We start from the raw sequence: 25,381 nt of genomic DNA, 5'->3' as shown, positions 1-25,381 counted from the left end.
CCCGGCGTACCGTCGGCCGCGGCCCCCGCGGCACCCCTGGGGTACGACGCAGCGGCGGCCTCCATCCGCTGAGGTAGGACCAATGTGGGCCGGAGACTGACGACCCCGGCCCCGCCGCGCGTGCACGCTCATGGGCATGAATTCGCCCACCTTCCCCGCGCGGGCCTTCGCCGCTGTTGTCGGCGCGCTCGTCGGGGCTGCCACCGGAGTTCCGCTGGTCGCGGCCGCCGGGGCCCCGGCCTTGGTGGTCGGCACGCCCACGCTGTGCGGCGCCGTGGTGGGCGTGGTTTTCACACCAGGCAACTCCCGCCCGAATCCCAGGTAGGCACCATGTCTCTCACCCGCGGCTCGGCCGCGTCCGTTGCCCCGTCCGCACCGGGTCGGCCCGAGCGGCCGCCCGGCGGCCGATTCGGAGCCCTGGCCGGCTGGGCGCAGCGTCACCGCTGGGCCGCCCTGCTGCTCTGGGTGGCCGTCCTGGCCGCCGTCACGCTGGGCTCGCAAGCCGCGGGCTCCGCGTACAAGAACGACTTCTCCCTGCCGGGCACCGATTCCCAGGCCGCCACCGACCTGTTGAAGAACCACGGATCCGCCCAGGCCGGCGACAGCGTCGAGATCGTGCTGAAGGACGGCCAGGGCATCGACGGCCGCGAGGCCGCCGTCGAGGAGATGCTGGCCGAGGTGGCGGGGCTGCCGAGCGTCGCCGATGTACGCAGCCCGTACGCCGATGCCTCCGCCCTGTCCGAGGACGGCACGATCGGCTACGCCACCGTGACTCTCGACGGCAAGGCCGAGACCGTGCCCAAGGAGGACGTCACCGCGATCATCGACACAGCCAAGGGGATCGAGGCGGACGGGCTCCAGGTCGAGCTCGGCGGCGATGCCGTGCGCGGCGCCGAGGACAAGGGGAGCCCAACCGCCGAATTGGCCGGCATCGTCGCCGCCCTGGTCATCCTCGGGCTGCTCTTCGGCTCCGTGGTCGCGGCCGCCGTGCCGCTGATCACCGCCCTCTTCGCGGTCGGCGGCGCCCTCGGCCTGATCGTTCTCGCCTCGCACGTCTTCACCATCGCCGACTTCACGCCGCCCATCACGATGCTCGTCGGACTCGGCGTCGGCGTCGACTACGCCCTGCTGATCTTCTACCGCTACCGGCACGAGCTCACCGACGGCGCCGACCCGGCCGAAGCCGGCCGTAAGGCCCTGGACGCCGCCGGCCGCACGGTCTTCTTCGCCGGCTGCACCGTGATCATCGCCCTGCTGGGCCTGGTCGCGCTCGGCCTCGGCTCGCTGCAGGGCGTGGCCCTCGCCCTGGCACTGACCGTGCTGACCACCATGGCCGCCTCGCTGGTGCTGCTGCCCGCACTGCTGGCGCTCTTCGGCAAGCGCATCCAGCACCACGTACTGCGGCACGCGGCCAAGAACGAGGCCAAGGGCAAGGCCGAAGGCCGCCGCTGGCGGGCCCTGGCCCAAGCCGTACAACGCCGTCCGCTGCCGGCGCTGCTGGTCGCCGTCCTCGCCCTGCTGGCCCTGTCCGCACCGGCGCTGGGCATGCGCCTCGGCTTCGCCGACGCGGGCAACGACCCGACGACCTCGACCTCCAGGAAGGCGTACGACCTGCTCGCCGAGGGCTTCGGCCTGGGCTTCAACGGTCCGCTGGTCGTCGTGGCACAAGGAGACGAGGCCGCCGGCCAGGCCGTCCAGTCCGAGCTGGCCCAGGCCGAGGGCGTGGCCGCGGCCAGCCCCGCGCTGCCCTCCGAGGACGGCGCCCTGTCCACCGTGATCGTCTACCCGAAGACGGCGCCGCAGGACGAGGGCACCACCGAGCTCGTGCATCACCTGCGCGATGACGTGGCCCCGGAGCTGGAGCGCGACACCGGTGCCGAGATTCTGGTCGGCGGTTCCACCGCCGCCTCCCAGGACTTCGCGGAAACGGTCTCGCAGCGGCTGCCGCTGTTCGTCGCCGTCGTCGTCGGGCTGTCCTCGCTGCTGCTGATGCTGGTCTTCCGGTCGGTGCTGATCCCCATCAAGGCAGCCCTGCTGAACCTGCTCTCGATATCCGCCGCGCTCGGCGCGATGACGCTGGTGTTCCAGGAGGGCTGGTTCGGGGTGCAGCCGGGGCCGATCGAAGCCTTCCTCCCCGTGCTGATCTTCGCGATCGTGTTCGGGCTGTCCATGGACTACGAGGTGTTCCTGGTCTCGCGGATCCATGAGGAGTGGGAGCGTACGAAGGACCACTCCCTCGCCGTGCGGGAAGGACTGGCCTCCACCGGCAAGGTCATCACGGCGGCCGGGGCCATCATGATCGTGGTGTTCGGCGCCTTCATGCTGAGCCCCGACCGGATGCTCCAGCAGTTCGGGCTGGGTCTCGCCGTGGCGATCCTGATGGACGCGGTGGTCATCCGCTGCCTGATCGTCCCGGCCGTCATGCAACTGCTCGGCAAGCGGGCCTGGTGGCTGCCCGCCCCCCTCGCCCGGCGGCTGCCCAAGGTGGCACTTGAGCGCCCCGCGGATAGCTGACGCCCCACCCGGGAAAGCCCGCCTCCGAACAGGCCGATCCCACGGCGACAAGTCCGCGCATGCGCCCGGCTGGGGAGTCCAGCCGGGCGCCTTGCGCGGGCGGCCATTGAGCCCGGCGGCGGACTCTCGTTGGTTCCCTGTCCCGCCGCAATCGACCTGCCCCACCGCCCTGGTGGAGTGGGTCACCATGCTCATCGTCACCCGCGAGGGCGACCGCCGCCGCAAGCTCCCACCGCACCAGCGTGCCCCGGTCGGCCTGATGTACCCGCGACCTGTCCAGTAGCACCCTGACCGGACGTCTCGCTGCCCGGCCGCCCGCACCCACAGGATTGTCGAGGCTCTCGCCGCTGCCGAACCCAAGTGCTGGGCGGACAAGGCATACCAAGGCGCCGGCCGTCCGGCCCGGGTGCCCTCCCGCGGCCGTCGCCTCAAGCCGTGGCAACGGCGGCACAACAGCACACACGCCAAGATCCGCTGCCTCGGCGAGCAGGCCATGGCCACCCTGAAGGGCTGGCGACTCCTGCGGAAGCTCCGCTGCGGCACCAACCGCATCACAGCCGTCCAGGCCATCCTCGGCCTTCATCAGGCGTCAGCGCGAGGTTGGAAAAGGCTCACTGCTGCCGATCGACCGGATCGCCGCCGACCGGCCGTACTATTCCGGCAAGCACCACCGGCACGGCATGAACGTCCAGGTCCTCGCCGATCCGTTCGGACGCTTGCTGTGGGCGTCACCAGCCCTGCCCGGAGCCGTCCACGACATACGCGCCGCCCGCACCCACGGGATCATCGACGCACTGACCAGCGCGAACATCCCCTGCTGGGCCGACAAGGCCTATCGCGGAGCCGGCGGCACCGTCCGCGTGCCCTACTGGGGACGGTGGGAGACGCTGTCAGCCGGCCAACAGGCCCACAACCGCTCCCACGCGAAGATCCGCGCCCTGGGAGAACAAGCCGTCGCCACCCTGAAGTCCTGGCGGCTGCTGCGGAAACTACGCTGCAGCACCACCCGCATCACCGACCTCGTCAAAGCCGTCCTCACCCTGCACCTGACCCACTCGAACCGAGGTTGAAAAAGGCTCACTGCCGCGTGCTTCGGCGTCATAAGGTGTGACCAGGCGCGTCGCGCCCGGCGGGCGGTCTTTTGGGTCCCGCCGTTTCACCTCGCCCTCCACCTGGTGGAAGTGCTGGACCCAGATCTGGCGCAGGGTCTGCACCTGTTCAAGCATCCGCAGTTCTTCGGGTGCCCCGGGCGCGAAGACGGCTTCGAGCAGTCGTGTCCCGTCCGTCCCGATCCGCAGGCCCACCTCGTCCCGCTTGGCGCGGGACTTGGGGAAACGTGAGTCCTCGGCCCTCGTTGCGTAGTGCCGGAACCAGTCCGGCTCCGCCACACCTCGCAGCCAGTCGGGAGCGGCCCGGGCGATCTCGTTGAGCGCCGCCCGCAGGGTCTCGGCGACCAGTTCCAACCAGCACAGCTGACGGGCCGCAGACTGCACATGAGTGGAATCGGTCCTGGCCCGGCCGGCTGACTTCAGCAGCCCCTTTTCCCTGGCTGCCGCCAGGATGCCGTCCAGCACCCGCCGCCCGGCCTCCGCCTCCACCAAGCGGTCCCGGAACTCCGAGAGCACCGAGAAATCGAAGCCCGGATCATCCAGGTCCAGTCCCAGCGCGTATTTGAAGTCGATCCTCGCCCGGACCGCCTCCGCGGCCTGCCGGTCGGTGAGCCCCTCCACGAACTGCAGCACCAGCACCAGTGCTAACCGGCCCGGTGACCAGGCAGGTTTCCCCCGCGTCGGGAACAGGTCCGCGAACTCCTCGTCGCCGAAGAGGGGCCCAAGCTCGTCCCGGACCCGGATCGCCAGACTGCCCTTCGGGAACGCGGCCCGCGCCACCCGCACCGTCTCCGCCGGGACCTCACTCGGCCCGCTCGGCTGCATCGACATCCGCACCCACCCCACACGACAACGTCGGCCTTCAAGACCTCAACCGGGTCTTGAAGGCCGACGTCACGCGAACCCCCGAATTCGCCAACAGCGTCGTGGTTGGCGGCGGGGGCCTTCGTAAAGCCCGGTGGGAGCTGGGCGGACCGGGCTGCGGACGGCCGGGTGGGCGATTGCCCTAGGCCGTCATCGTGTCTCCTGGAGAATCCACTCCGTGACGGAGATGTGGACCGGGCGCCAGTCGAGTTCGGCCCGGGGCGCTTCGCCGCGGATCCTGCTGTTGGAGCCGAGGGCGTAGACGGCGGGCTCGTAGCCCCATGCGGCGATCGCCTCGTCGATGCCCCACGGCTGGGGTGACGGCAGCCGCAGCGCGGTGGCGATGGCCCCGGTGATCTGCCGGAAGTCCGACTCCCCGTTCTCGACGAAGTAGAACGAGCCGGGCTTGGCACCCTCCAGTGCCCGCAGGTAGAGGTCGCACACGTCGTCGATGTGGACGTTGGACCAGATGTTCTCGCCGGGCCCGATGTGCCGCACGACTCCCGTCTCGCGGGCGGTGGCCACCAGACGCGGGATCTGCACGCTGTCGGTGTGCAGGCCCGTGCCGGTGCCGTAGATCATGGAATTGCACAGGACCACGGAGCGCACGCCGGCGGCTGCCCCGGAGAGCACGCGGCGGTCGATGGCCACTCGGGGCGCCTTCTCGGGCGCCGGCTGCCACGGTCCGCCCTCCTCGATGTCGGCCTCCCGGTACACCTCACTCCGTGCCGTACCGTTCGAGGCTTCCCCCACGATGCTGGAGCCGCTGGTGTGGAGCAGCGGCTTGCCGGAGCCGGCCAGCGCCTCGATGAAGGTGCCGACGGCCGAGGCGTGGTCGCTGTCGGCGGTGTTGATGACCGCGTCGGCGGCCCGCGCCTCCTCGGCGAGCAGTCGGGCGTCGTCGAGCGAGCCGGCCACCGGATCGATGCCACGGGCCCGCAGTTCCGGGAGCGTGCCGGGAGAGCGGGTCAGGCCCCGGACGTGGTGGCCCGCCTGAAGGAGCCGTACTGCCAGAGAGCCGCCGATGTAGCCGGTGGCTCCGGTGAGGAAGATGCGCATGGAACGAGAATCCTTCAGACGGAGGAGAGGGGGGACCGAGTCAGAGCGGTGAGCGCTGTCGCGGGAGTGGCGTCGGGGTCGTGGACGAGTGCCATGAGTGCCTCGACCATCCGGCGCGGCTGGGGGTGGTGGACGATGTTCCTGCCGTAGACGATGCCGGCCGCGCCCTGGCGGATGATCTCGGCGGTGCGGCCCAGGAGTTCGCTGTCGGGTGCCCGGCCGCCGCCGCGTACCAGGACGGGGATGCCGGTGGCCACCTCCACCACCCGGTGGAAGTCCGCCGGATCGGTGCACGGGTCGGCCTTGATGACGTCGGCGCCGAGTTCCGCGGCCTGCCGCACCAGGCTGGTGATCTTGCCGAGGTCGCCGTCCACGAGATAGCCCCCGCCCCGGGAGTTGGGTGCCATGACGAGGGGCTCGATCATCAGCGGCATCCCGGCGCGTTCGCACGCGCGCTTGAGGGCACTGATGTTGCGCACGCACTGGTGGTGCAGTTCCGGCTGGCCGGGCAGGAGCAGAAGGTTGACGACGACGCAGACCGCGTCGAGGGCCACCGCCTGCTCGACGATGTCGTCGAGCAGGTGTGAGAAGACATGGTCGGGCAGGCTCGTGCCGTAGACGTTGGACACGTCGCCGCGCAGCGCGAGCGCCGGGCGATCGCGCCCGCGCAGGCCCTCCAGGTGGCGGGCCATGCCCGGGGTGAGCTGGATGACGTCGGGCCCGGCCTCGGCGATGAGGCGCACGGTGGCGCGCATGTTCTCGATGCCGCCGAGGAACGACAGCTCGTTGACCATGCCGTGGTCGATGGCGACGTCGAGGCAGCGTCCGCTCGCGTTGAACATGCGGCTCAGGCGTGGGTTGGCTGACATGGCTGGTATCTCCTGTCCTGGTTCCCGGCCTCAGCTCGTGCGGTCGGCGGACTCGGGGGGGTACACCGCGCACATCTCGGGCGGCAGGTCGAGGACGGGGCAGTTGCCGAGTTCGTAGATGAAGTCGAGCTTCGGTTCGGTGCCCATGTAGTAGTGGACATCGGTGTCGAACTGACCGGTCTGCAGGACGTCGATGCCCTTGCTCCGGTATGCCTCGAGCACGGCGTCGATGTTCTCGTCGGCGACGCGTTCCTTGATGTGATGCAGTCCTTCGCCCCGGCGGTCGAGGAACTCCTGGTAGATGGTCGGGCCGTAGACCGGTTGCAGGATCTCCAGTTGCATGTCGCCGACCCAGCTGATGGCGATGAGGAACTTGAAGGGCTCGGTGACCTCGCGGTCATCGACCTTCAGGTACTTCATCGTCTGGTCGGTGAAGGTGAGTACGGTCCATGGGCCGATGCCGAGGTTCTCGACCCACGAGCGCATGGTCTTTTCCAGGTCGCGGGTGACGAACGCGATCTGGTAGATCTTCCGGTTCGCGTTGTGCTCGCGCAGTTGTTCGTTGGTCATGGTGGGGTTCATCAGGTCGCTCCTGAGGGTGTGTTCGGCCCAGTCGGCCATCGCGGTGAGGATGTGGGTGAGGGACAGCGCCCCGGGGTCGGGGAAGCCGATCGCACGCTCGCCGAGGCTCATGGCCTTGCCGAAGCGGGCGACGTACGCCTTGGTGCGATCCGTGCCGTCGGCCGCGGCGCGCGCCGCCCGGCGCAACGCCGTGGGCAGGTCTTCTCCGGCCGCCGCGCCGGCGGTCAGCGAGGCGGCGGCGGGATCGAGCGCGTCCACCAGGGTCTTGTCTCCCGGCTTGGCACCGCCGCGCCGGGTGATCTCGGCCAGTGAGGTCCGCAGCCAGTCGGCGAGTTCCCGCGTGCCGAGCCGATCGGCCGGCGGGCGCCCGGCGGCACCCGCGCGGAACAGCAGGCCGAACAGCACGCCGGAGGCGCCTCCCATGCTGCCGATCAGGGCGTTCCCGGTGGCGGTGAGCACGGCGTAGACGTCGTCGCCGTCCGCGGCGGGGTCGGCTGGGTCGTCCTGCCGCAGCAGGCGGCGGACCGCGCTGAAGCCGCGTGTCATGCCCAGCCCGTGGTCGCCGTCGCCCACGGCGCGGTCCGCGCTGCTGAGTTCCGGTTCGGCGCCGATGACGCGGTCGGCGACAGCCAGCAGCATGGCGCGCAGTCCGGTGGCGTCCAGTCCGGTGGCGTTCGCTCCGGTGGCGTTCGGTGCGGTCTCGTTCGATTCGGTGGCGCTCATGCCCCGCTCACCTCTTTCGTCCCGGTGAGGAACGACGCCCAGGCGGGGGCGTCGTAGTACTCCCGCAGCTCCCGGGGCGTGGCGGAAACGGTGAGCGAGAAACCGTGCATCTCCTGGCTGGTGGCGTAGTTGCCCAGGTGGAGGGTGTGGATGGTCAGGCCCAGCCGGGTCAGCCGGTGGCGGGCGCGGCGGGCGATGATCAGCAGTTCGGCCCGGGTCGTGGCGCCGAGGCCGTTGACGAGGACGCTCACGGAGTCCCCGTCGGGCACCGGCCGGTCGGCGAGGATGCGCTCCAGCATCTCGTCCACGGTGTCGTCGGCGGTCATCATGGCCGCCCGGCGCACGCCCGCCTCGCCGTGCATGCCCATGCCGATCTCCAGGTGCCCCTCGGGCAGGTCGAACGTCGGTTCGCCGGTGCCCGGCACGGTGCCGGCGCCGCTGGCCACGCCCATGCTGCGGGTGGCGTCGGCGACCCTCGCCGCCACGTCATGGACTACGTCGAGCGGCAGCCCGGCTTCGGCGGCGGCCCCGGCGGCCTTGGCGACGAAGTAGCCGCCCGCGATGCCGCGCCGGTCGCGGGCGCGTCCGGGAGGCGCGGCGGCCACGTCGTCGGCGACCCGGACGGTGCGTACCCGGTGGCCCTCCTCGGCGAGGAGTTCCGCCGCGAGGTCGAAGTTGAGGCGGTCGCCGGAGTAGTTGCCGTAGACGAAGAGGATGCCCCGGCCGCGTTCGACGGCCTTCGCTGCCTGCGCGATGCTGTGCGGGTCGGGCGCGGCGAAGACGTCTCCCTGGCACACGGCGTCCGCGAACCCCGTGCCGATGTACTCCAGCCACACCGGCTCGTGGCCGCTGCCGCCGCCGGAGACGACGGCGACCTTGTCGCGCAGGCGGCGTCTGCGTACGGCGAGCGTGCCGGGTATGGCCTCGAACCGGTCGCCGTGCACGGCGAGGAAGCCCTCGACGGTCTCGCGGGCCACGTCCTGTGGCTTGTTGATGAACTTTCGCATGGTTTCTCTCCGCATCGCGGGCGCTCACTCGGAGTGGAGCGCCAGGTACTGCTGGACGGGTCCGGGGTCGTCGTGCCTGAAACGGGGTCCCGGAATGTTGTGGAGGTAGGTGGCGGGCCGGCGGCCCTCGCGCAGCGCGACGGTGATCTCGACGACCTCGGCGGCCCACGAGGCGGGGTCCTGGCCGGTGGTCATCCGCACGGTGCCGTCGTCGGAGAGCAACAGCTCGCCCACCGTCGGGTTCATGCCGATACCGAAGACGACGGTCCGCCCGGTCAGGCCGCGGGCCCTGACGGCGTTGGCGGCCGCGATGACTCCGTCCTCGTTCTGGGCGATGAGCACGTCGATGTCGGGATGGGCGGCGAGCATGGAGGTCGCCACCGGCGTCGCCCGCTCGACGGCGAATCCCTCCTGGGAGGCCACGATGTCGGCGTCCACCTCTGCCAGGCCGGCGTCCAGGCCCTCGCGGCGCTCCTGGCACACCTCGTAGGTCTCACAGGTGAGGTAGCCGACCCGGGCGCTGCCGCCCAGGTGCTCCCTGATGTAGTCGGCGGCGGCGCTGCCGGTCGAAAGGCCCAGCTCCCGCTGGTCGTTGGTGACGAACGCCGTGGTCTCCGCCTCGTCGTGGGGCGGCGCGAGGCAGGTGTTGTAGCAGATCACGGGCGTGCCGCGGTCGTGCAGCCGGCGCAGGGTCGCCAGCGAGCCGGTGGGCGAGACAGCACTGACGATCGCGATGTCGGCCTGGCGGGTGTCGCAGGCGGCAAGCACCTCGTACTCCCGGCCCGGGTCGCTGCCGACGTCCTGGATGTCGAAGGTGATGTCGTGCCGCTCGCCCTCGGCGGTCAGCGCGTCGGCGAACTCGGCGAAGGTGCCGGCGGGGAACAGCGTGGTGACGCACGCGGTCGTGGTGTTCTCCTCGGCCGAGGCCGCGCAGGCGCTGAGCAGCAGGAGCAGGGCGGCGGCAAGGGCGGTCAAGGAACGCGGGCCGGCACCGATGGCGGGGCGGTTCACGTCACCGGCCCCCCGCCGCGGCGAGCCCCGTACCCGGCCCGCGCACCCCGGCGCGCAGGGCACCGACCAGTACGGCCAGCAGTACCAGGGCCCCGTTGGCGACATACTGGGCATAGGTGTTGACGCCCAGCAGCACCATGCCGTTGTTGAGTACGCCGATGAAGACGACCCCGAGCAGCGTGCCGACCAGCGATCCCCGACCACCGTAGAGGCTGGCGCCACCGACGATCACGGCGGTGATCACCGCGAATTCGACCCCGCCGCCGATGGTCGGCATGCCCGCGCCGAGCTGCGCGGTCTGCAGCAGCCCGGAAGCCGCGGCCAGCAGGCCGGTCAGCGCGAACAGGAGGGTGCGGACCCGGACGACGGGGATGCCGGAGAGCAGCGCGGCCTCGGCGTTTCCTCCGATGACGTAGACACTGCGCCCGAACGGCGTGCGGTTGGCGACGGTCCACAGCACCGCGAAGACGCCCAGGAAGATCAGCGCGGGGACCGGCACGCCGAGGACCGAGCCGTTGCCCCAGTTGCCGAATCCCTCATCGGTGATGGGGATGGGCATGGCATCGGTGATCAGCAGTGCCAGGCCGCTGAGGGCCGAGAACAGCGCGAGCGTGACGATGAACGACGGGATGCCCAGGCGGGCACGGACGAGCCCGGCGCCGGCACCGATCAGCGTGCCGACCAGACAGACAGCGAGCGCGGCCAGCCACAGCGGCCAGCCCTGTTCGACGACGAGCACGCCGCAGAGGGAGGAGGCGAACGCGATCCCCGAGCCGACGCTGATGTCGATTTCCCCCGCCGCGATCAGCAGCGTCATGCCCAGCGCGATGATGCCGGTGAACGACAGTTGCCGGGCGATGTCCAGCAGGTTGGACTGGGTGAGGAAGTGGGGGGCGGTGAACGTCAGGACGACGATGAGGAGGGCGAGGACCAGGAGGAGGCCGAGGTGTTCGCCGCCGGAGCGGTGCGTGATGCGGCGCAGCCAGGCGGCCGGGGAGGCGGAGGGACGGGGTCTTCGAGGCCGCTGCTCCGGCGGTGCGGCGCTGGCCGGCGGGGTCGTGGCGGCATCGGTCGAGGTGTTCATCGGGGCGCGCCTCCCATCGCGAGAGTCATCACGGAAGCGGGTGTGGTCTCCTCGATCGGCGGGTGGCCGACCACGCGCCCGCCGTGCAGCACCAGCAGGCGGTCGCAGAACGCGAACAGCTCCTCCAGCTCGGAGGAGACGACCAGGATGCTGACGCCCTGCGCGGCGAGTTCGTGGAAGAGGCGGTACATCCGCCGCTTGGCCGTCACGTCCACCCCGCGCGTCGGCTCGTCAAGGAGCAGCACGCGGCTGCCGGCGTTGAGCAACCGGCCGAGGATGACCTTCTGTTGGTTGCCGCCGGACAGGGTGCCGACCGCCGTGCGGAGCGAGGGCGCCTTGATCGACAGGCGATCGCGGCTCGCGCACGCCGTGAGGCGTTCCTGCCGGCGGGAAAGGAGACCCCGGGCACGCAGGCTGGGGAGCGAGGCGGCGACCAGATTGCCCGACACGCTCATGCCGAGCACGAGCCCCTCCTTCGCGCGGTCCGCAGGCGCGTATCCGACCCCGGCGCGCATGGCCTGGCGCGGTCCGCGGGGCGTGAACGCCCTGCCGTCGAGCGTGACCGAGCCACCGGTGCGGCGGACTTGGCCGGCCAGGCAGCGCAACAGCTCCGTGCTGCCGGAGCCGAGGAGCCCGGCGACGCCGATGATCTCTCCCGCGCGCAGCTCGAAGGAGACGTCGCGGACGCTGTCGTTGACGCACAGGCCGCGTACCGACAGCACCGCGGGAGCGCCTGCGGCGGGCTTGCCACGCCGGGGTCCGGCAGGCGCGTCGTCCGCCGTGTCGCCCGTCATCAGCTCGACCACCCGCTCGGTGCCGGCCTTGGCGATCGGCTCGGTCGCCACCTCGCGGCCGTCCCTGAGGACGGTGACGGAGTCGGCGACCCGCGCGATCTCATCCATCCGGTGCGATATGTAGAGAAAACACAGCCCGGTGGCGGCCAGGCGGCGGATCAGCGCGTGGAGGGCGCGGGCCTCGGCCTCCGCCAGCGAACTCGTCGGCTCGTCCAGGATCAGCACCCTGGTGCCGTGGGAGAGGGCCCGCGCGATCTCCACGGCCTGCCGGTCGGCGAGGCTGAGAGTGCCGGCCCGCGCCGCCGGGTCGATGGCGACGCCCAGGCTGTCCAGGTGCTGTGCCGCGTGCGCGCGCATGGCCGCCGGCCTGATGAACATGCCGCGGGCCCCGGCGGAGCGCCAGCGCCCGAGCAGCATGTTCTCGGCCACGCTCAGCTCGGGGACGATGCTCAGCTCCTGATGGACGGTGGCGATGCCGTGTGCCTGCGCGGCGGCGGGGTTCGGCAGTTGTACGTCCCGGCCGTCGAGCCGGATGCGGCCCGCGTCCGGTCGCAGGGCGCCCGAAAGGATCTTCACCAGCGTGGACTTGCCCGCTCCGTTCCTGCCCAGCAGGGCGCGCACCTCCCCGGGGGCGAGGCTGATGCTGACTCCCTGGAGGGCGCGTACGCCGGGGAACGTCTTGCGGATGCCCTCGGCCCGCAGCCGGGGGCCACCGGGCGGCGCGTTCACGGCGGTCACGAGAATCACTTCCTCTCACTGCACTCTTGGCGAGCAGTGTTCTTTATCTCGTTCTTTCGGACGAGATGCTGAACAGTGAAGAGGGTGTGTCATCGCACTGTCAAGGGGTGGAAACACGGGAGATTCGCGGCGCCATGAGCGGTCGCCCATGCCGCGGCGGATGTGATGGGTCAGCCGTCGGTCAGGTGTGGATCAGCCGTCGGTCAGGCGTGGCTCACGCCTCGATGAGCTCGGCCAGCCTGCGGGCCAGCGTCCGCACGGCCTCGGCGTCGGTGTCGCCGTCCGCCCTGCCGGGCTCGTCGAGTGCCACGATCGAGCCCACCGCGGCCACACAGCCCCGGAGCCCCTGGACGACGGCCGCGGTTCCGGCCAGGGCCATCTCGCCCAGCTCGGCATTGGAGGCGTAGCCGCGCGCCCGGGCGAGCGCGGTGCTGTCCAGCAGCTCGCGGAGCCGGAACGGGTGCCCGCTCGGCGACTCGGGCACCCACCCGCTGTGCATCCGTTCGACCGCGTCGTGGGGAAGCGCGCTCAGCAGTGCCCGGCCGGTGCCGGTGGACCAGGCGGGCAGCCGGACCCCCGGCCTCAGTGTGAGCGGCAGCGGCCGGGCGCCGGGCCGCACCGCGAGATAGGCGGCGTCGAGGTCGAGCAGCACGGCCAGCACCAGCGTCCGGCCCTCGAGTTCCCGCACCTCGGCGCAGGCCCGCGCGAATACCTCCAGCAGAGGGCTGCCGCCGACCAGCCCACGGGCGATCAGCCGGATCCGGCCCCCGAGCCGCACCCGCGCGTCCAGGTCACGGGCGAGCATGCCCTCGTGCACGAGCACGCCCACGAGGTCGGCCAGCGAACTCTTGGGCAGGCCGAGCCGGCGGCTCAGCTCCGAGACGCTCAACGCCTCGTCGTGCGCGGCCAGTTCGCTCAGCACCCGGGCCGCTCGGTGCACGGCCGGCGAACCGGCCCGAGGTCCCAGCTCGGCCATGCTCATCCCCAGGGCTCGTAATCGGCGACATCGGCCTGGGTGATCAGCCGGGTCGGCAGCAGGCGCACCGGGCCGGGCGGTCGCGCCCCCTGGGAGAGCAGCCTGGCGGCGTACCGGACCGCGAGCCGGCCGAGCCTGGCCGGCTCCTGAGCGGCGCTGGCCCGCCAGGGGCCGCCCGCGGCGATGGCCGCCGCCGCGGCGGCGGAGCCGTCGACGCTGACGAGCGGCACGGAAACCGAACGCTCCGACATCGCGGCCAGCGCTCCCTCCGCCATGGGGTCGTTGACCGAGAACATTCCACTCAGCCCGGGGTGCGCGGCGAGGATGCGCCGGGCCGCCCGCTCGCCGGAACGCGGCGAGTGGTCGCCTCGCTGACGTGCGACGACGCGAATGCCGGGGTAGTCGCGCAGGGCCGCGACGAAGCCGACGATCCGGTCCGCCACCGCGGTGACGTGCAGGCCGTCCACGACGCCCACCTCGCCGTGACCGCCGAGCAGGGCGGCCAGGTAGTGGCCGACCGACTGGCCGGCCTGGATGTTGTCCGTCGTCACGGTGACGCCGGCGCCCTCCGCGCCGACATTGACCGCGATCACCCGGACCCCGGCGGCCTCCGCCTCGGCGACCGCCCCGGCCACCTCCGTGGAGTGCACCGCGTCCAGCACGACGGCATCGGCACCCGCCCGCACCAACTCGCGCAACTGCTCGATCTGCCGCGTCACCTCACCACCGGCCTCCCGGGTGACCACCTGGGCGCCGAGCTCCGCCGCGGCCTGCCGGATGCCGTCGAGCTCGACGGCGTAGAACGGGTTCTCCGCGTTCGGTAGCGACACGCCCAGCACGGCCAGGCGGGGCGGGTGCTCCAGCTCCGCCGCGGCCAGCTCCGCGACACCGAGGCCGAGCGTGTACCGACCGCCGGAACCCTGGGCCAGCAACCGCTGCGCGAGGAGGGCCTGGCAGATGCTCAGCAGGCTGCTCTTGGGCAGCGCGAGGCGCCGGGCGAGGTCCGCCAGCGTCGCGGGGCCGTTGCGCGCGATGTCGTCGAGCACCGAGACGGCCCGGCTGACGGCCGGCACACGCGACGCGTCATCGCTCCCGCCCGCGGCCATGGCGCCCCTTTCCACTCGCTGCTCCCCTTGACAGCCCCGACCGTGCCCGATCTTATACGGAATACCGCACTGCTGTGCGACATGCTGACCGCCCTCGCGAGGAGTGCGCCATCCAATGAAAACGCAAGCTGCTGTGCTCCATGACACGGGCCTGCCCCGACCCTACTCAACCAGCCGGCCGCTCCGGCTGGCGGATGTCGAGCTGGCCGACCCCGGGCCCGGCGAACTGCGGGTCGCCGTCGACGCGGTCGGCGTGTGCCATTCGGACCTCTCCGTCGTCGACGGCACCCGCCCCCGGCCCACCCCGATAGCGCTCGGACACGAGGCCACCGGCATCGTGGACGCGGTCGGCGAGGCCGTGCCCGGCCTCACCCCGGGCGACCGTGTCGTGCTGGTCTTCGTGCCCGGCTGCGGACGGTGCGAGCGGTGCGCGATCGGCCGCCCCGCGCACTGCGTCAACGGCGCACGCGCCAACACCGAGGGCACCCTGCTGTCCGGCGCGCGGCGGCTGAGCCGTGCCGGCACCGCCGTCAACCACCATCTCGGCGTCTCCGGCTTCGCCCGGCACACCGTCGTGGATCACCGGTCCACCGTCGTTGTCCCGCGCGACGTCCCCGCCCCGATCGCTGCCCTGTTCGGGTGCGCCGTGCTGACCGGCGTCGGCGCCGTCCTCAACACGGCACGACTGCGCCCCGGCGAATCCGCGGTCGTCGTCGGACTCGGCGGCGTCGGACTGGCCGCGTTGCTGGGCGCCGTGCTGGCGGGCGCGCACCCGATCGTCGCCATCGACCCGGTCCCGGGCAAACGTGACCTGGCCCGCGATCTCGGCGCCACGCTCGCCCTCGCTCCCGGCGAGGCGCCGGAGCTGCGCCGGCTCCTGCCGGACGGCGCCGACGCGGTCATCGAAACGGCCGGCAGCACCGCTGCCCTCGCCACGGCGTGGACACTCACCCGCCCTGGCGGACGGACGGTATCCGCCGGCCTGCCCGACCCCGGCGAGCGCTTCTCGCTGCCGGTGACCGAACTGGTCGGCCAGGGCCGCCAACTGCTGGGCAGTTACCTGGGCGACTCGGTGCCCCAGCGCGACATCGCCCGCTACCTCACCCTCTGGCGCGAGGGCCGCCTGCCCGTCGACCGGCTGCTCGGCGGCACCGCCCCACTGTCCGCTGTCAACGACACGCTGGAGACCATGGCCGCTGGCCAGGCCCTCCGCCAAGTACTGCTCCCGGCCGCGACACCGTGACGCCCCTCCGGCTCGGGACCGAGCCGGCGAGTTGGCGGCCGGGTACGACCTCTTAGTGGGCGGTTCGTGAGTATTTGAGTGGGTTTGCTGTCGCCTGATGGTGTGGTGGTGGGGCGGAATCCACCGGGCCGCAGTCGTTGATCTGGTGATGTTGGCCGGGTGAGTGAACGTAAGCCGTATCCGAGTGACTTATCGGACGAGCAGTGGTCGTTGATCGAGCCGGTGATCACTGCGTGGAAGGACCGGCACCGCTCGGTCAGCGGTCATCGAAGCACCTTACGCCCTCTACGTCACGATTAGGCATGTTCATCCGTATGGCTTCCTTGCCGGAATGCGCCCCGCGTGCGCTACGCATCCTTGCATGCGCCCCCATGTGCGTTTCTAACGTGACGGGCCATGGGAGCATCGACCGAAGAGGTTCTCGACCGGCTCAGCCACCCACTGCTCGTTCACATCAACTCGGCCCCTCCTCTCGTGACGGGCACCGACAAGGCTGCCGCAGCCATCGACCGGAAACGCGCGCGGAAGAACCCCGGAGACGAGCGCAGTCCTCGCAAGCCCGATCTCGCACCGTTGCGGGACGGCGACCGCAGGGATCTCGTTGCCACCCCCTGGGAGTTGCTCGCCACCCTGGCAAGGGCCACCACGCTGGCTCGGCAGGGACGCGGCAGAGGGCTGGCCGAGCACTGGCAGTCCCTGAAGTACTGCCAGGCTCTGGCGGGCAACTCCTTCGGACGCCTCGCGCTCACCGACGAGGGACAGACCCCCGAACAGTCCTATCGCGCCATGCAAGCCCGAGAGCTCGGGCGCGCCTTCGGGCTCGCCGTCGCAGAGCGCGCCGTGCGACACCGCTTCCCCGACCGTCTGGTCTTCACCGTGGATGCGGAGCCCGTTCTGCTCGCCGGATTCGCGAAGTCCGGTTCGCGGCCCACGCTGGGTGCGCGCCCGCGCCCCGACTTCTTCATCGAGGCGTGGCGGCCCGGCGAGCCGTCGAGCGTGTTCGTGGTAACCGTGAACGGAAACCACCAGGTCGCCACCAAGCGGACCAGCAAGGCCGACCGCTCCGCATTCCTTCAGCTCGCCAGAGCCGCTGAGCGCGCCGAACACCTCCACCTCGGCGAATGGAACACCACGCCGTGTCTGCTGATGTCCACCGAACTGCTCGCTCAAGAAGGCATCGTCGTCAACGCCCTGCAAGCACCGGGGTCCGGGTTGCTGCCACCCAGGCCGGCCGAGGGGCGTGGGAGCGCAAACGTCAATCCGGAGGCAGCGGACGGCCTGCCCGAGAAGAACCTCACGTACGCCGGCGCCGTGCCGCTCCCGCCTGCCCAGGACGGCGTGGCACGTTTCCATGACGGCTTCTTCGTCCCCCGCAGGCACCTCGCCTGGTTCGCCCAGGTGCTGGCCCGGACCAGCGCGGCGGCCCAGTTGGCATTCTCCGGGGCGGGCAAGGAGATCGCTCCCTACCTGACGACCAAGCAAGGCCGCAAGCACTACGCACAGCGGACGTTCGCAGGCTCCTCCAGCGTCCGCGACGCCTCACACGACATGGGTCCAGCCCACTTCGTCGGCACAGACCAGGTGTTTCGCCTCGGCGGGAACCGCGTCGAGGCGTTCTCCGGGATGGCCACGGACCTGTACGAGCTGCTGGCGGCAGGCCGGGTCGAGGAGTACCGGCACCGGGCGTACGAGCGGCGCGGCACCTGGTCGAGCGAGGTGACGGCCCCGGAGTGGGGTCCCGTCTCGTTCGGCGACGACGGCACTGTGATGGCCCTGCGCATGCTGCCGCCCCGCGCGAACACCTCCCCAGCATCTCACCCATAAACCGACTGATACCAGACGCAAACTGCCGCGTGCGTGTACGGGCACATGCTCAAAGTGGCGGGCATGCGCGAGGGCTGCCTGCACGGTGCCGTCCTGCTCAGCCTCGGTGTCCCGGACGCGATCACGGGCTGGGGTCGGACACTTCCGCGCGCATGCGGGCGAAGTATCTCCATGTGCCGGACGCCATGCTCAAGGACGTGGCCCAGAAGATCGCGGACACCCTCTGGGGAACCCCGGCCGCACCCGCTGTGGACAACCAGGACAACGGGGGCTGAGGCACAACGAAGGCCCCCGGCCGTGGATGGCGGCGGGGGCCTTCGTACAGCCCGGTGAGAGCTGGGCGGAGGATACGAGATTCGAACTCGTGAGGGTGTGAACCCAACACGCTTTCCAAGCGTGCGCCCTAGGCCTCTAGGCGAATCCTCCGCCGGACACGATACAAGACATCGAAGAGTGGTCGCGAACCATTGGGCGGGGCCCGGGTGGGGGTGGGGATCCGGTAAGGTGGCGGCAGCCCCTCACGCGGCGCTATCTCGCTGAACTCCCCCAGGGCCGGAAGGCAGCAAGGGTAGGTGAGCTCTGGCGGGTGCGTGGGGGGCCCTTGTCAGTGGTGGCCGATATCGTCGGTGTTGTGTCTTCCCTCGCGCTGTACCGCCGCTACCGCCCCGAGACCTTTGCCGAGGTCATCGGGCAGGAGCATGTCACCGACCCGTTGCAGCAGGCCCTGCGGAACAACCGGGTCAATCACGCGTACCTGTTCAGTGGGCCGCGCGGCTGTGGGAAGACGACCAGTGCGCGCATCCTCGCCAGGTGTCTGAACTGTGAGCAGGGGCCGACGCCCACGCCCTGCGGGAAGTGCCAGTCCTGTACCGATCTTGCGCGGAACGGGCCGGGTTCGATCGATGTGATCGAGATCGACGCCGCCTCGCACGGTGGTGTGGACGACGCCAGGGAGCTGCGGGAGAAGGCGTTCTTCGGGCCGGCGGCCAGTCGGTACAAGATCTACATCATCGATGAGGCGCACATGGTCACCCCGGCGGGGTTCAACGCCCTGCTGAAGGTGGTGGAGGAGCCGCCGGAGCATCTGAAGTTCATCTTCGCGACGACCGAGCCGGAGAAGGTCATCGGCACCATCCGGTCGCGCACGCACCACTATCCGTTCCGGCTGGTCCCGCCTGGCACCCTGCGGGACTACCTGGGGGAGGTGTGCGAGCGCGAGGCGATTCCGGTGGACGGGGCCGTGCTGCCGCTCGTGGTGAGGGCCGGTGCCGGGTCGGTGCGGGATTCGATGTCGGTGATGGACCAGCTCCTCGCCGGGGCCGGCGCGGACGGGGTCACGTACGAGATGGCCACCGCCCTGCTCGGGTACACCGACGGGGCGCTGCTGGACGACGTGGTGGACGCGTTCTCGGCGGGGGACGGCGCCGCCGCGTTCGAGGTTGTGGACCGGGTGATCGAGGGTGGTCACGATCCGCGACGTTTTGTGACGGATCTGTTGGAACGGTTGCGCGATCTGCTGATTCTGGCGGCCGTGCCCGACGCGGCCGACAAGGGGCTGATCGACGTTCCGGCGGATGTGCTGGACCGGATGCGGGCGCAGGCCACCGCGCTGGGGCCGGCCGAGCTGAGCCGGGCGGCGGACCTGGTGAACGCGGGGCTGACCGAGATGCGGGGAGCCACCTCGCCGCGGATTCAGTTGGAGCTGATCTGTGCCCGTGTGCTGCTGCCGGCGGCGTACGGGGACGAGAGCGCGCTGCTCAGCCGGATCGACCGGCTGGAGCGGGGCGTCGCACAGCCCCAACCCCATGTCCAGGCCCCGACACCCCCGCAGCCCCAGCCCCAGGCACCGCCGCCGCAGGCGCCCGCCCCGGCGCAGTCGGCGCAGCCCGCACCACCGCCACCCGCGCCCGCCCCGGCTCCCGCCCCCGCGGTCCGGCCCGGGGCGTGGCCCAGCGCCTCGGCGCCCGCCGCGCCGCGGGCGGCGGCGGAGCCGGTGAACGCTCCCGCGTCGCCCGTCGGCGCCGGTGGCGGTGGCGGTGGCGGTGGCGGCGGCGATCCGGAGCTGGTGCGGCGGATGTGGCCCAACGTGCTGGACGCCGTCAAGGGCAAGCGCCGGTACACCTGGATCCTGCTCAGCCAGAACGCGCAGGTGGTCGGCGTCGACGGCGGTGTGCTGCGGCTCGGGTTCGCCACCCCGGGGGCCCGGGACAGCTTTGTGAACGGCGGCAGCGAGGACGTGCTGCGGCAGGCCCTGGCCGAGGCCACGGGCGTGCAGTTGCGGATCGAGGCCATCGTCGACCCCGGTGGCGGCGGGGGAGGCGGTGGCGGCGGAAGCAGACCCGTGGCGCCCCCGCCGCCCCAGGCGCCGACCGCGTCGGTGCCGCGTCCCGCCGCGCCCCAGCAGCCGCCGCCGGCCGCCCCCGCCGCCCCGGCGGACGTGCCGCAGCCGGCCCGGCAGGCGCCGCCGGTCGCCGCCGAGGACGACGTGGCCGCCGAGGATGATCCGGATCTCGACGACACGGCGCTCAGCGGATATGAGCTGATCGTCCGGGAGCTGGGCGCGACCGTTATCGAGGAGTTTCACCACGAGTGAGACCACGGCGGTCCGAGCCCTTAGGCTCAAGGGGAACGGAAACGTCGTCGACGACCCAGGAGTGAGGCCGTGTTCCCCGGTGGTGGGGTCGATATGCAGCAGCTTTTGCAGCAGGCCCAGAAAATGCAGCAGGACCTTGCCGCGGCCCAGCAGGAGCTGGCCGAGACGCCTGTCGAGGGCAGCGCGGGCGGCGGGCTGGTCAAGGCGACGGTCACCGGCTCCGGTGAGCTGACGCGCCTGGAGATCGATCCGCGCGCGGTGGACCCGGAGGACACCGAGACCCTCGCGGATCTCGTGATCGCCGCCGTCCGTGACGCGAACAATTCCGCGCAGGAGCTGGCCAAGGCCAAGCTCGGCCCCCTCGCGTCGGGGTTCGGCGGGGGCGGCGGCATCCCCGGACTGCCGTTCTGATGTACGAGGGCGTTGTCCAGGAGCTCATCGACGAGCTGGGCCGGCTGCCGGGCGTGGGACCCAAGAGCGCCCAGCGGATCGCCTTCCACATCCTCCAGTCCGAGGCCGCCGACGTCCGCCGCCTCGCGCACGCGCTGACCGAGGTGAAGGAGAAGGTCAGGTTCTGCGCCGAGTGCGGCAATGTCGCGCAGGAGGAACGCTGCCGCGTCTGTCTGGACCCGCGCCGCGACCAGGCGGTGATCTGCGTGGTCGAGGAGCCCAAGGACGTGGTGGCCATCGAGCGGACCCGGGAGTTCCGCGGCCGGTACCACGTGCTGGGCGGGGCGATCAGCCCGATCGACGGCGTGGGCCCCGGTGACCTGCGGATACGGGAGTTGCTGGCGCGCCTCGCGGACGGCGCCGTCACCGAGCTGATCCTGGCCACCGACCCCAACCTGGAGGGCGAGGCGACCGCCACCTACCTGGCCCGGATGGTCAGCTCGCTCGGGCTGCGGGTCACTCGGCTAGCCAGCGGGCTGCCGGTGGGGGGAGACTTGGAGTATGCCGACGAGGTCACCCTGGGACGTGCCTTCGAAGGTAGACGGCTGCTTGATGTGTAATGCAGGCGCAGACGTAGGGACCGTTGGGGAGGCGACCAGGTGATGTCCGAAGCGACGCCGGTGCAAACGCCCGTACAGACGCCGCAGGGCCCGGCCGATGGAGGTGCCTCCCGGCCGGAGGCCGGGGGAGGCCCGGACAGTTTCGCGGTGCAGATCGCGGACCAGGTCGAGAGCTTCATCGTCGCCGTCACGGAAGTCGCCAAGGGCGACGACCCGGACAGCGCCGTGCCGTACCTGCTGCTCCAGGTGTCCCAAGTGCTGCTGGCCGGCGGCCGGTTGGGCGCGTTCGAGGACATCGTTCCGGAGGAGCGGTACGAGCCGGACACCGGCCCGGAGCCGGACATGGACGAGCTGCGCGAGCGGCTGGCCGCGCTGCTGGAGCCGGTCGACGTCTACTCGGAGGTCTTCGACCCCTACGTGCCGCGCAGCACGCCCGTGGCGGCCCGGATCTCGGACGATCTGGCGGACATCATCTCCGACCTGCGGCACGGCATGGCGCACTACCGCACGGGCCGGGTCAGCGAGGCGCTGTGGTGGTGGCAGTTCTCCTATCTGTCGAACTGGGGGCCGACCGCGAGCGCCGCGCTGCGCGCGTTGCAGTCGCTGGTCGCGCACGTCCGGCTGGACACGCCGCTGGCGGAGCTGGACGGGCTGGACACGGACAGTGACGCCGAGGACGGCGACCTTGAACGTCAGGCCGGCCGGGTCATGGAGGCGGAGATCGCCACGCCGCTGGGCTTGAAGTCGGGCCGTTCCTGATCCGCCGCCCCGCCCGGGCAGAGCATGACCACGGCTTGAACGGCGTTCGGCGGCCGGTTGCAGCGGCCGGGACTTGAACGGGAGCGGCCGGAGCCGTTCAAGTCCCCGGAACGCTGGGCGCCGACCAGGCGGGAAGCGGTTCGCGGGCGGCCAGCCAGCCGGCCGGAATGCCGCGCACGCCCGGCCGGTCGCCATGACCGGTGTGGGCCGCGACGATGCCGCCGGTGATCGCCGCCGTGGTGTCGGCGTCGCCGCCCGCCACGACGCAGGCGGTGACGGCCGCGGGGTAGTCGGTCAGGTGGGTGGCCGCCAGCCACAGCGTGAACGGCACGGTGTCCTGGGCCGTCACCCGGGAGCCGTTGCCCAGCTCGTACGCCGCCTCGGCGGCCGAGCGGCCCAACAGCGCGCGGGCGCGCACGATTCCGCGCCGGATCTCGCCATCGGGAAGGCGCTCCAGGACCGCGTCGAGGAACGCCTCGGGCGCGGGGCGCGCGTTCGCCAGCCGCGCGGCGGCGGCCGTGGCCGCGGCCAGGGCGACGGCCACCGCGCCCGCGACGCCCTCCGGGTGCAGATGCGTTACCTCGGCGGAACGCGCCGCCTGCTCCGCCGCCACCGCCGGCTCGCGCGCGAAGCGCGCGCCCAGGGGCGCGACCCGCATCGCCGCGCCGTTGCCACACGACCCCGCGCCACCGAAGGCCGCGCCCGCCGCCTCCCGCCACGGCACGCTGTCCCGGATCCGGTGCAGGATGACCACGGCGCCGGGCCCATAGCCGCGGTAGGGCTCGCAGCGGTCCGCGAACGCCGCCGCCAGCCGGTCGGGCAACACCTCGCCGTGGTCGCGCAGTTCGGCGACCACGGAGCAGGCCATCTCGGTGTCGTCGGTCCACTCCCAGGGGCTCTCCGGGAGCCGCCCGGCCACCAGGTCGGCGGGGGAGCGCCCGGGCACGAAGAACTGGGCGCCCAGCGCGTCACCGACGGAGAGCCCGTCGAGCGAGTCGTACGCCAGGGCCGTCGGGTCCGACGCGGCAGGCCGGTCGCCCGGGGCCGCCGGTTCAAGTGGGTCGCTGATCACCGCCGTTCATCATGCCAGGCGTGGCCCCCGCGTCGTAACGGTCGCGCGGCCCGGATGTTCGCCCGCCGCGCGTTCGCCCACTGGCCCAGGGCACGGCGATGTGCGTACCGGGCGCCACCGCCCGCCGGCCGACGAGGAGGCGGCGGACGCCCTCGCCGCACAGGGCTCGCCGCACAGGGCCGCGTCACGTCGGGCTGAGCAGCAGCAGGGCGATGTCGTCGCTGCGCGAGTTCTGCTGGCCCGCGTGCCGCAGCAGCGAGTCGGCGAGCTCGTCGATCGGCTGGTCCCCGGCGTCCGCGAGGTGCTCGGCCAACTCCGCGATGGAATCGTCCAGATCGACCCCCGGCCGCTCGATCAGCCCGTCCGTGTAGAGCAGCAGCACGGCGCCCGGCGGCAGAGCGACCTCCAGCGCCGAGTAGTCGGCGCTCGGGTCGATGCCCAGCAGCGTCCCCGGCGCCAGCCGCACCCTTGTGACCTGCCCGTCCGGCTGGCGCACCAGGGGCGGCAGATGCCCCGCGGTGGCCAGCCGCGCCCGGTGCGCCGCCAGGTCGAGATGGGCGTAGAGACAGCTCGTGAACAGGCCCGGATCAAGGTCGGTGAGCAGCCGGTTGGCCCGGGCGAGGACCTCCGCCGGCGGCGCGCCCGCGGTGGCGTGCACCGCCGTGCGGACCTGCCCCATGAGCGCGGCGGCCGTGACGTTGTGGCCTTGAACGTCGCCGATGGCGGCGGCCACGGCGTCGTTCTCGTCCTCGTCACCGAGCTGGATCAAGTCGTAGAAGTCGCCGCCGATCTCGATGCCATGGGTGGCGGGCAGATAGCGCGCGGCCACCTTCAGGCCCGGCACGTCGGGCAGTTCGTGCGGCAGCAGCCCGGCCTGGAGCCGGCGGGCGAGGTCGTGCTTGGTGTCGTAGAGCCGGGCCCGTTCCAGCGCCTGCGCGATCAGCCCGGCGAGGGAGGAGAGAACGGTGCGTTCGTCGGCCGTGAACGCCTTGGGCTTCGCGTAGGAAAGCACACAGCAGCCGACGGTCCGCCCGGAGGCGATCAGCGGCAGCAGGGCCCAGGCGGACTTCCCCGTGAGCTCCGGCAGGCCAGGGTAGTCGCGCTCCATGTCCTCGGGCGACGGGTAGAAGGCGGGCACGCCGTCGGCCAGCACGCGGGCGGCGGGCGAGGTCGCGGGGGACATCGGCTGGTGGTCGAAGTGCTCCCTGACCCGGTCCGGGTAGCCGCGGCTGCCGAGGATCTGCAGTCGGCCGGCCTCCGCGCCGAACAGCATGAGTCCCTGCGCGTCCAGGGCCGGCATGATCTGTCCGGCCACCAGGTCCACCACGTCCTGCACCCCGGCCGCCTCGGTGAGCACCGTTGCCAGTTGCATCAGGTGGTACAGGGCGCCGGCGCGCGTCGGCGCCGAACGCGCGGAGGAGAGGGCGCGCGCGCCCGGCGCGGATGTCGCGGTCGTGATGCGCACACTGATCCCGAAGACGTCGGGGTAGAGCTGGAAACGGAGCCAGCGGTCCGGTGGCCGCAGGGCGGTGAACGACCCGGGCTGCCGGCTGAACAGCGCGCTGCGGTACCGGTCCTCGAAGACCGGATCACTCAGCCACGACAGGACTTCCCAGGGGCGGGCGCCGAGCAGGCGGGCGGGTTCGGCGCCGACCAGCTTGGCCGCCGTGGCGTTGGCGAACGTGATCCGCCCCTCCAGGTCCAGCGCGCAGCAGCCCTCCGGCAGGCGTTCCGCGAACTCCGCCGCCGCCTGGGCCTCGGCCGGGTCCGGGGTGCGTCCACGCGGCCGGACGGCGACGTGCGGCCGGTCGCCGACGCGCAGCGGCCGTCCGGCCTGTTCCGCCCGGCGCAGCACCTGGGCGAGGCCCCGGCAGCCGACGTCGACGGCGACTTTCTCGCTCGTGTTCAAGTCCGCCGGGTGATCGCCGGACCAGACGAGTGACAGCACACCCCAGCGTCGGCCACCTTCGGTGATCGGTGTGTAACACGCCGCGAACGGGTACGGCACCACGACCCCCGCCTGGGGATAGCGGCGCGCCATCTCGCCCACGGGGAGCCAGATCAGCCGGTCCTCGCGCAGGGCGTCGGGCAGGGGCATGGGTGCGTCGAGGTCCACCCGCAGCCAGGGCTTCAGCGTCTCCGTCGGCAGCCCCGATGTCACGGCGAGCCGCAGGATCCGTTCCCGCTCGGCGAGCAGGTAGATGCCGCCCCCGTAGGCGCCGGTCTCCCGCAGGGCCCGGACCAGTGGCGGGTCCAGTCGCTCCAGGCCCGTAGGGGACAAATCGCCCATATGGAAACAGTAGACCGCGTGGCCGCGGCGGCAACCCCGGCCGCCGGGTCGCCTCAGGGGCCTGTGATGTCCCTTACGTTTCGTCCGCGTTTCGGTGTGCCCGGCCCGGGTCCGGGGCAGGGAAGGTCGCTGAGCGGGCGGGCAGTCCGCGCCG

The 25,381-nt window shown here is 71.9% G+C and carries 20 protein-coding genes, 1 tRNA gene, 1 other RNA gene and 5 pseudogenes; 14 read left to right on the top strand and 13 right to left on the bottom strand.

What is annotated here, in order from left to right; translation table 11 throughout:
• The first annotated feature begins 136 nt into the window (after positions 1-136).
• The 5 genes and pseudogenes from RM590_RS04780 to RM590_RS04765 all read left to right on the top strand — a co-directional run.
• On the top strand, positions 137-325 hold the full coding sequence (locus RM590_RS04780; protein WP_311703088.1) for a hypothetical protein: 189 nt from the start codon (positions 137-139) through the stop codon (positions 323-325).
• 5 nt (positions 326-330) lie between these two features.
• Entirely contained in the window at positions 331-2,514 is a 2,184-nt protein-coding gene (locus tag RM590_RS04775; protein WP_311703087.1) for an MMPL family transporter, read from the top strand.
• 129 nt (positions 2,515-2,643) lie between these two features.
• Positions 2,644-2,785: pseudogene (locus tag RM590_RS35960) on the top strand (IS5/IS1182 family transposase); the annotation flags it as partial.
• Between the two features lie 57 nt (positions 2,786-2,842).
• Positions 2,843-3,037, top strand: a pseudogene (locus RM590_RS04770) (transposase family protein); the annotation flags it as partial.
• Between the two features lie 7 nt (positions 3,038-3,044).
• Positions 3,045-3,584, top strand: a pseudogene (locus tag RM590_RS04765) (transposase family protein); the annotation flags it as partial.
• 9 nt (positions 3,585-3,593) lie between these two features.
• Here RM590_RS04765 and RM590_RS04760 read toward each other — a convergent pair.
• From RM590_RS04760 to RM590_RS04715, 10 genes and pseudogenes are all read right to left on the bottom strand, one after another.
• Positions 3,594-4,454, bottom strand: a pseudogene (locus RM590_RS04760) (transposase); the annotation flags it as partial.
• A 183-nt stretch (positions 4,455-4,637) separates the two neighbouring features.
• Positions 4,638-5,546 carry an NAD-dependent epimerase/dehydratase family protein gene (locus RM590_RS04755; RefSeq protein ID WP_311703086.1) on the bottom strand — a complete coding sequence of 303 codons (909 nt, stop codon included), beginning with the start codon at positions 5,544-5,546 and terminating at the stop codon, positions 4,638-4,640.
• Between the two features lie 14 nt (positions 5,547-5,560).
• Positions 5,561-6,415, bottom strand: coding sequence for a class I fructose-bisphosphate aldolase (locus tag RM590_RS04750; RefSeq protein ID WP_311703085.1), 855 nt, complete (start codon positions 6,413-6,415; stop codon positions 5,561-5,563).
• A gap of 30 nt (positions 6,416-6,445) precedes the next feature.
• Positions 6,446-7,720 (bottom strand): dihydroxyacetone kinase subunit DhaL, encoded by a 1,275-nt coding sequence (gene dhaL, locus RM590_RS04745; protein ID WP_311703084.1) that lies wholly within the window; start codon positions 7,718-7,720, stop codon positions 6,446-6,448.
• Complete coding sequence (locus tag RM590_RS04740) at positions 7,717-8,727, bottom strand: dihydroxyacetone kinase subunit DhaK (protein WP_311703083.1); 1,011 nt, start codon at positions 8,725-8,727, stop codon at positions 7,717-7,719. Before RM590_RS04740 ends, dhaL begins: the two co-directional genes overlap by 4 nt.
• Positions 8,728-8,751: 24 nt before the next feature.
• Positions 8,752-9,738 (bottom strand): substrate-binding domain-containing protein, encoded by a 987-nt coding sequence (locus tag RM590_RS04735; RefSeq protein WP_311703082.1) that lies wholly within the window; start codon positions 9,736-9,738, stop codon positions 8,752-8,754.
• Position 9,739: 1 nt separating this feature from the next.
• Positions 9,740-10,822 carry an ABC transporter permease gene (locus tag RM590_RS04730; RefSeq protein WP_311703081.1) on the bottom strand — a complete coding sequence of 361 codons (1,083 nt, stop codon included), beginning with the start codon at positions 10,820-10,822 and terminating at the stop codon, positions 9,740-9,742.
• The gene (locus RM590_RS04725; protein ID WP_311703080.1) at positions 10,819-12,354 is read right to left on the bottom strand and encodes a sugar ABC transporter ATP-binding protein; all 1,536 of its coding nucleotides are present in this window, start codon (positions 12,352-12,354) and stop codon (positions 10,819-10,821) included. Before RM590_RS04725 ends, RM590_RS04730 begins: the two co-directional genes overlap by 4 nt.
• 214 nt (positions 12,355-12,568) lie before the next feature.
• The gene (locus RM590_RS04720; RefSeq protein WP_311703079.1) at positions 12,569-13,330 is read right to left on the bottom strand and encodes an IclR family transcriptional regulator; all 762 of its coding nucleotides are present in this window, start codon (positions 13,328-13,330) and stop codon (positions 12,569-12,571) included.
• 2 nt (positions 13,331-13,332) lie between these two features.
• The gene (locus RM590_RS04715) at positions 13,333-14,451 is read right to left on the bottom strand and encodes a substrate-binding domain-containing protein (RefSeq protein ID WP_311703078.1); all 1,119 of its coding nucleotides are present in this window, start codon (positions 14,449-14,451) and stop codon (positions 13,333-13,335) included.
• A gap of 100 nt (positions 14,452-14,551) precedes the next feature.
• On the opposite strand from RM590_RS04715, the gene RM590_RS04710 reads away from it, so the two are divergent.
• The 4 genes and pseudogenes from RM590_RS04710 to RM590_RS04695 all read left to right on the top strand — a co-directional run bounded on the left by RM590_RS04710 (position 14,552) and on the right by RM590_RS04695 (position 17,778).
• Positions 14,552-15,679 (top strand): alcohol dehydrogenase catalytic domain-containing protein, encoded by a 1,128-nt coding sequence (locus RM590_RS04710; RefSeq protein WP_311703077.1) that lies wholly within the window; start codon positions 14,552-14,554, stop codon positions 15,677-15,679.
• Between the two features lie 159 nt (positions 15,680-15,838).
• Positions 15,839-15,922 (top strand): annotated as a pseudogene (locus RM590_RS04705) (transposase); the annotation flags it as partial.
• 231 nt (positions 15,923-16,153) lie between these two features.
• Positions 16,154-17,503 carry a hypothetical protein gene (locus RM590_RS04700; protein WP_311703076.1) on the top strand — a complete coding sequence of 450 codons (1,350 nt, stop codon included), beginning with the start codon at positions 16,154-16,156 and terminating at the stop codon, positions 17,501-17,503.
• 152 nt (positions 17,504-17,655) lie between these two features.
• On the top strand, positions 17,656-17,778 hold the full coding sequence (locus RM590_RS04695; protein ID WP_311703075.1) for a hypothetical protein: 123 nt from the start codon (positions 17,656-17,658) through the stop codon (positions 17,776-17,778).
• 66 nt (positions 17,779-17,844) lie between these two features.
• On the opposite strand, the gene RM590_RS04690 is transcribed toward RM590_RS04695, so the two are convergent.
• A tRNA-Ser gene (locus RM590_RS04690) sits at positions 17,845-17,929 on the bottom strand.
• Positions 17,930-18,012: 83 nt separating this feature from the next.
• Between RM590_RS04690 and ffs the strand changes: the two genes are divergently transcribed.
• The 5 genes from ffs (at position 18,013) to RM590_RS04665 (ending at position 21,865) form a co-directional block, all read left to right on the top strand.
• Positions 18,013-18,109, top strand: an RNA gene (gene ffs / locus RM590_RS04685) — signal recognition particle sRNA small type.
• Between the two features lie 25 nt (positions 18,110-18,134).
• Positions 18,135-20,096 carry a DNA polymerase III subunit gamma and tau gene (locus RM590_RS04680; protein ID WP_311703074.1) on the top strand — a complete coding sequence of 654 codons (1,962 nt, stop codon included), beginning with the start codon at positions 18,135-18,137 and terminating at the stop codon, positions 20,094-20,096.
• 69 nt (positions 20,097-20,165) lie between these two features.
• Complete coding sequence (locus tag RM590_RS04675) at positions 20,166-20,507, top strand: YbaB/EbfC family nucleoid-associated protein (protein WP_311703073.1); 342 nt, start codon at positions 20,166-20,168, stop codon at positions 20,505-20,507.
• Positions 20,507-21,106, top strand: coding sequence for a recombination mediator RecR (recR, locus tag RM590_RS04670; protein ID WP_311703072.1), 600 nt, complete (start codon positions 20,507-20,509; stop codon positions 21,104-21,106). Before RM590_RS04675 ends, recR begins: the two co-directional genes overlap by 1 nt.
• Before the next feature lie 147 nt (positions 21,107-21,253).
• Positions 21,254-21,865, top strand: coding sequence for a DUF5063 domain-containing protein (locus tag RM590_RS04665; protein ID WP_311703071.1), 612 nt, complete (start codon positions 21,254-21,256; stop codon positions 21,863-21,865).
• A 97-nt stretch (positions 21,866-21,962) separates the two neighbouring features.
• Here RM590_RS04665 and RM590_RS04660 read toward each other — a convergent pair whose 3' ends face one another.
• Positions 21,963-22,934, bottom strand: a complete 972-nt coding sequence (locus RM590_RS04660; RefSeq protein ID WP_394813801.1) for an ADP-ribosylglycohydrolase family protein — start codon at positions 22,932-22,934, stop codon at positions 21,963-21,965.
• A gap of 187 nt (positions 22,935-23,121) precedes the next feature.
• Positions 23,122-25,227 carry a SpoIIE family protein phosphatase gene (locus tag RM590_RS04655; RefSeq protein WP_311703069.1) on the bottom strand — a complete coding sequence of 702 codons (2,106 nt, stop codon included), beginning with the start codon at positions 25,225-25,227 and terminating at the stop codon, positions 23,122-23,124.
• Between the last annotated feature and the right edge of the window lie 154 nt (positions 25,228-25,381).

It is taken from the genome of Streptomyces litchfieldiae (assembly GCF_031845365.1).
Classification (GTDB): domain Bacteria; phylum Actinomycetota; class Actinomycetes; order Streptomycetales; family Streptomycetaceae; genus Streptomyces; species Streptomyces litchfieldiae.
The sequence above is the reverse complement of the archived record's forward strand: the minus strand, read 5'-3'. Positions and strand labels throughout refer to the sequence as shown.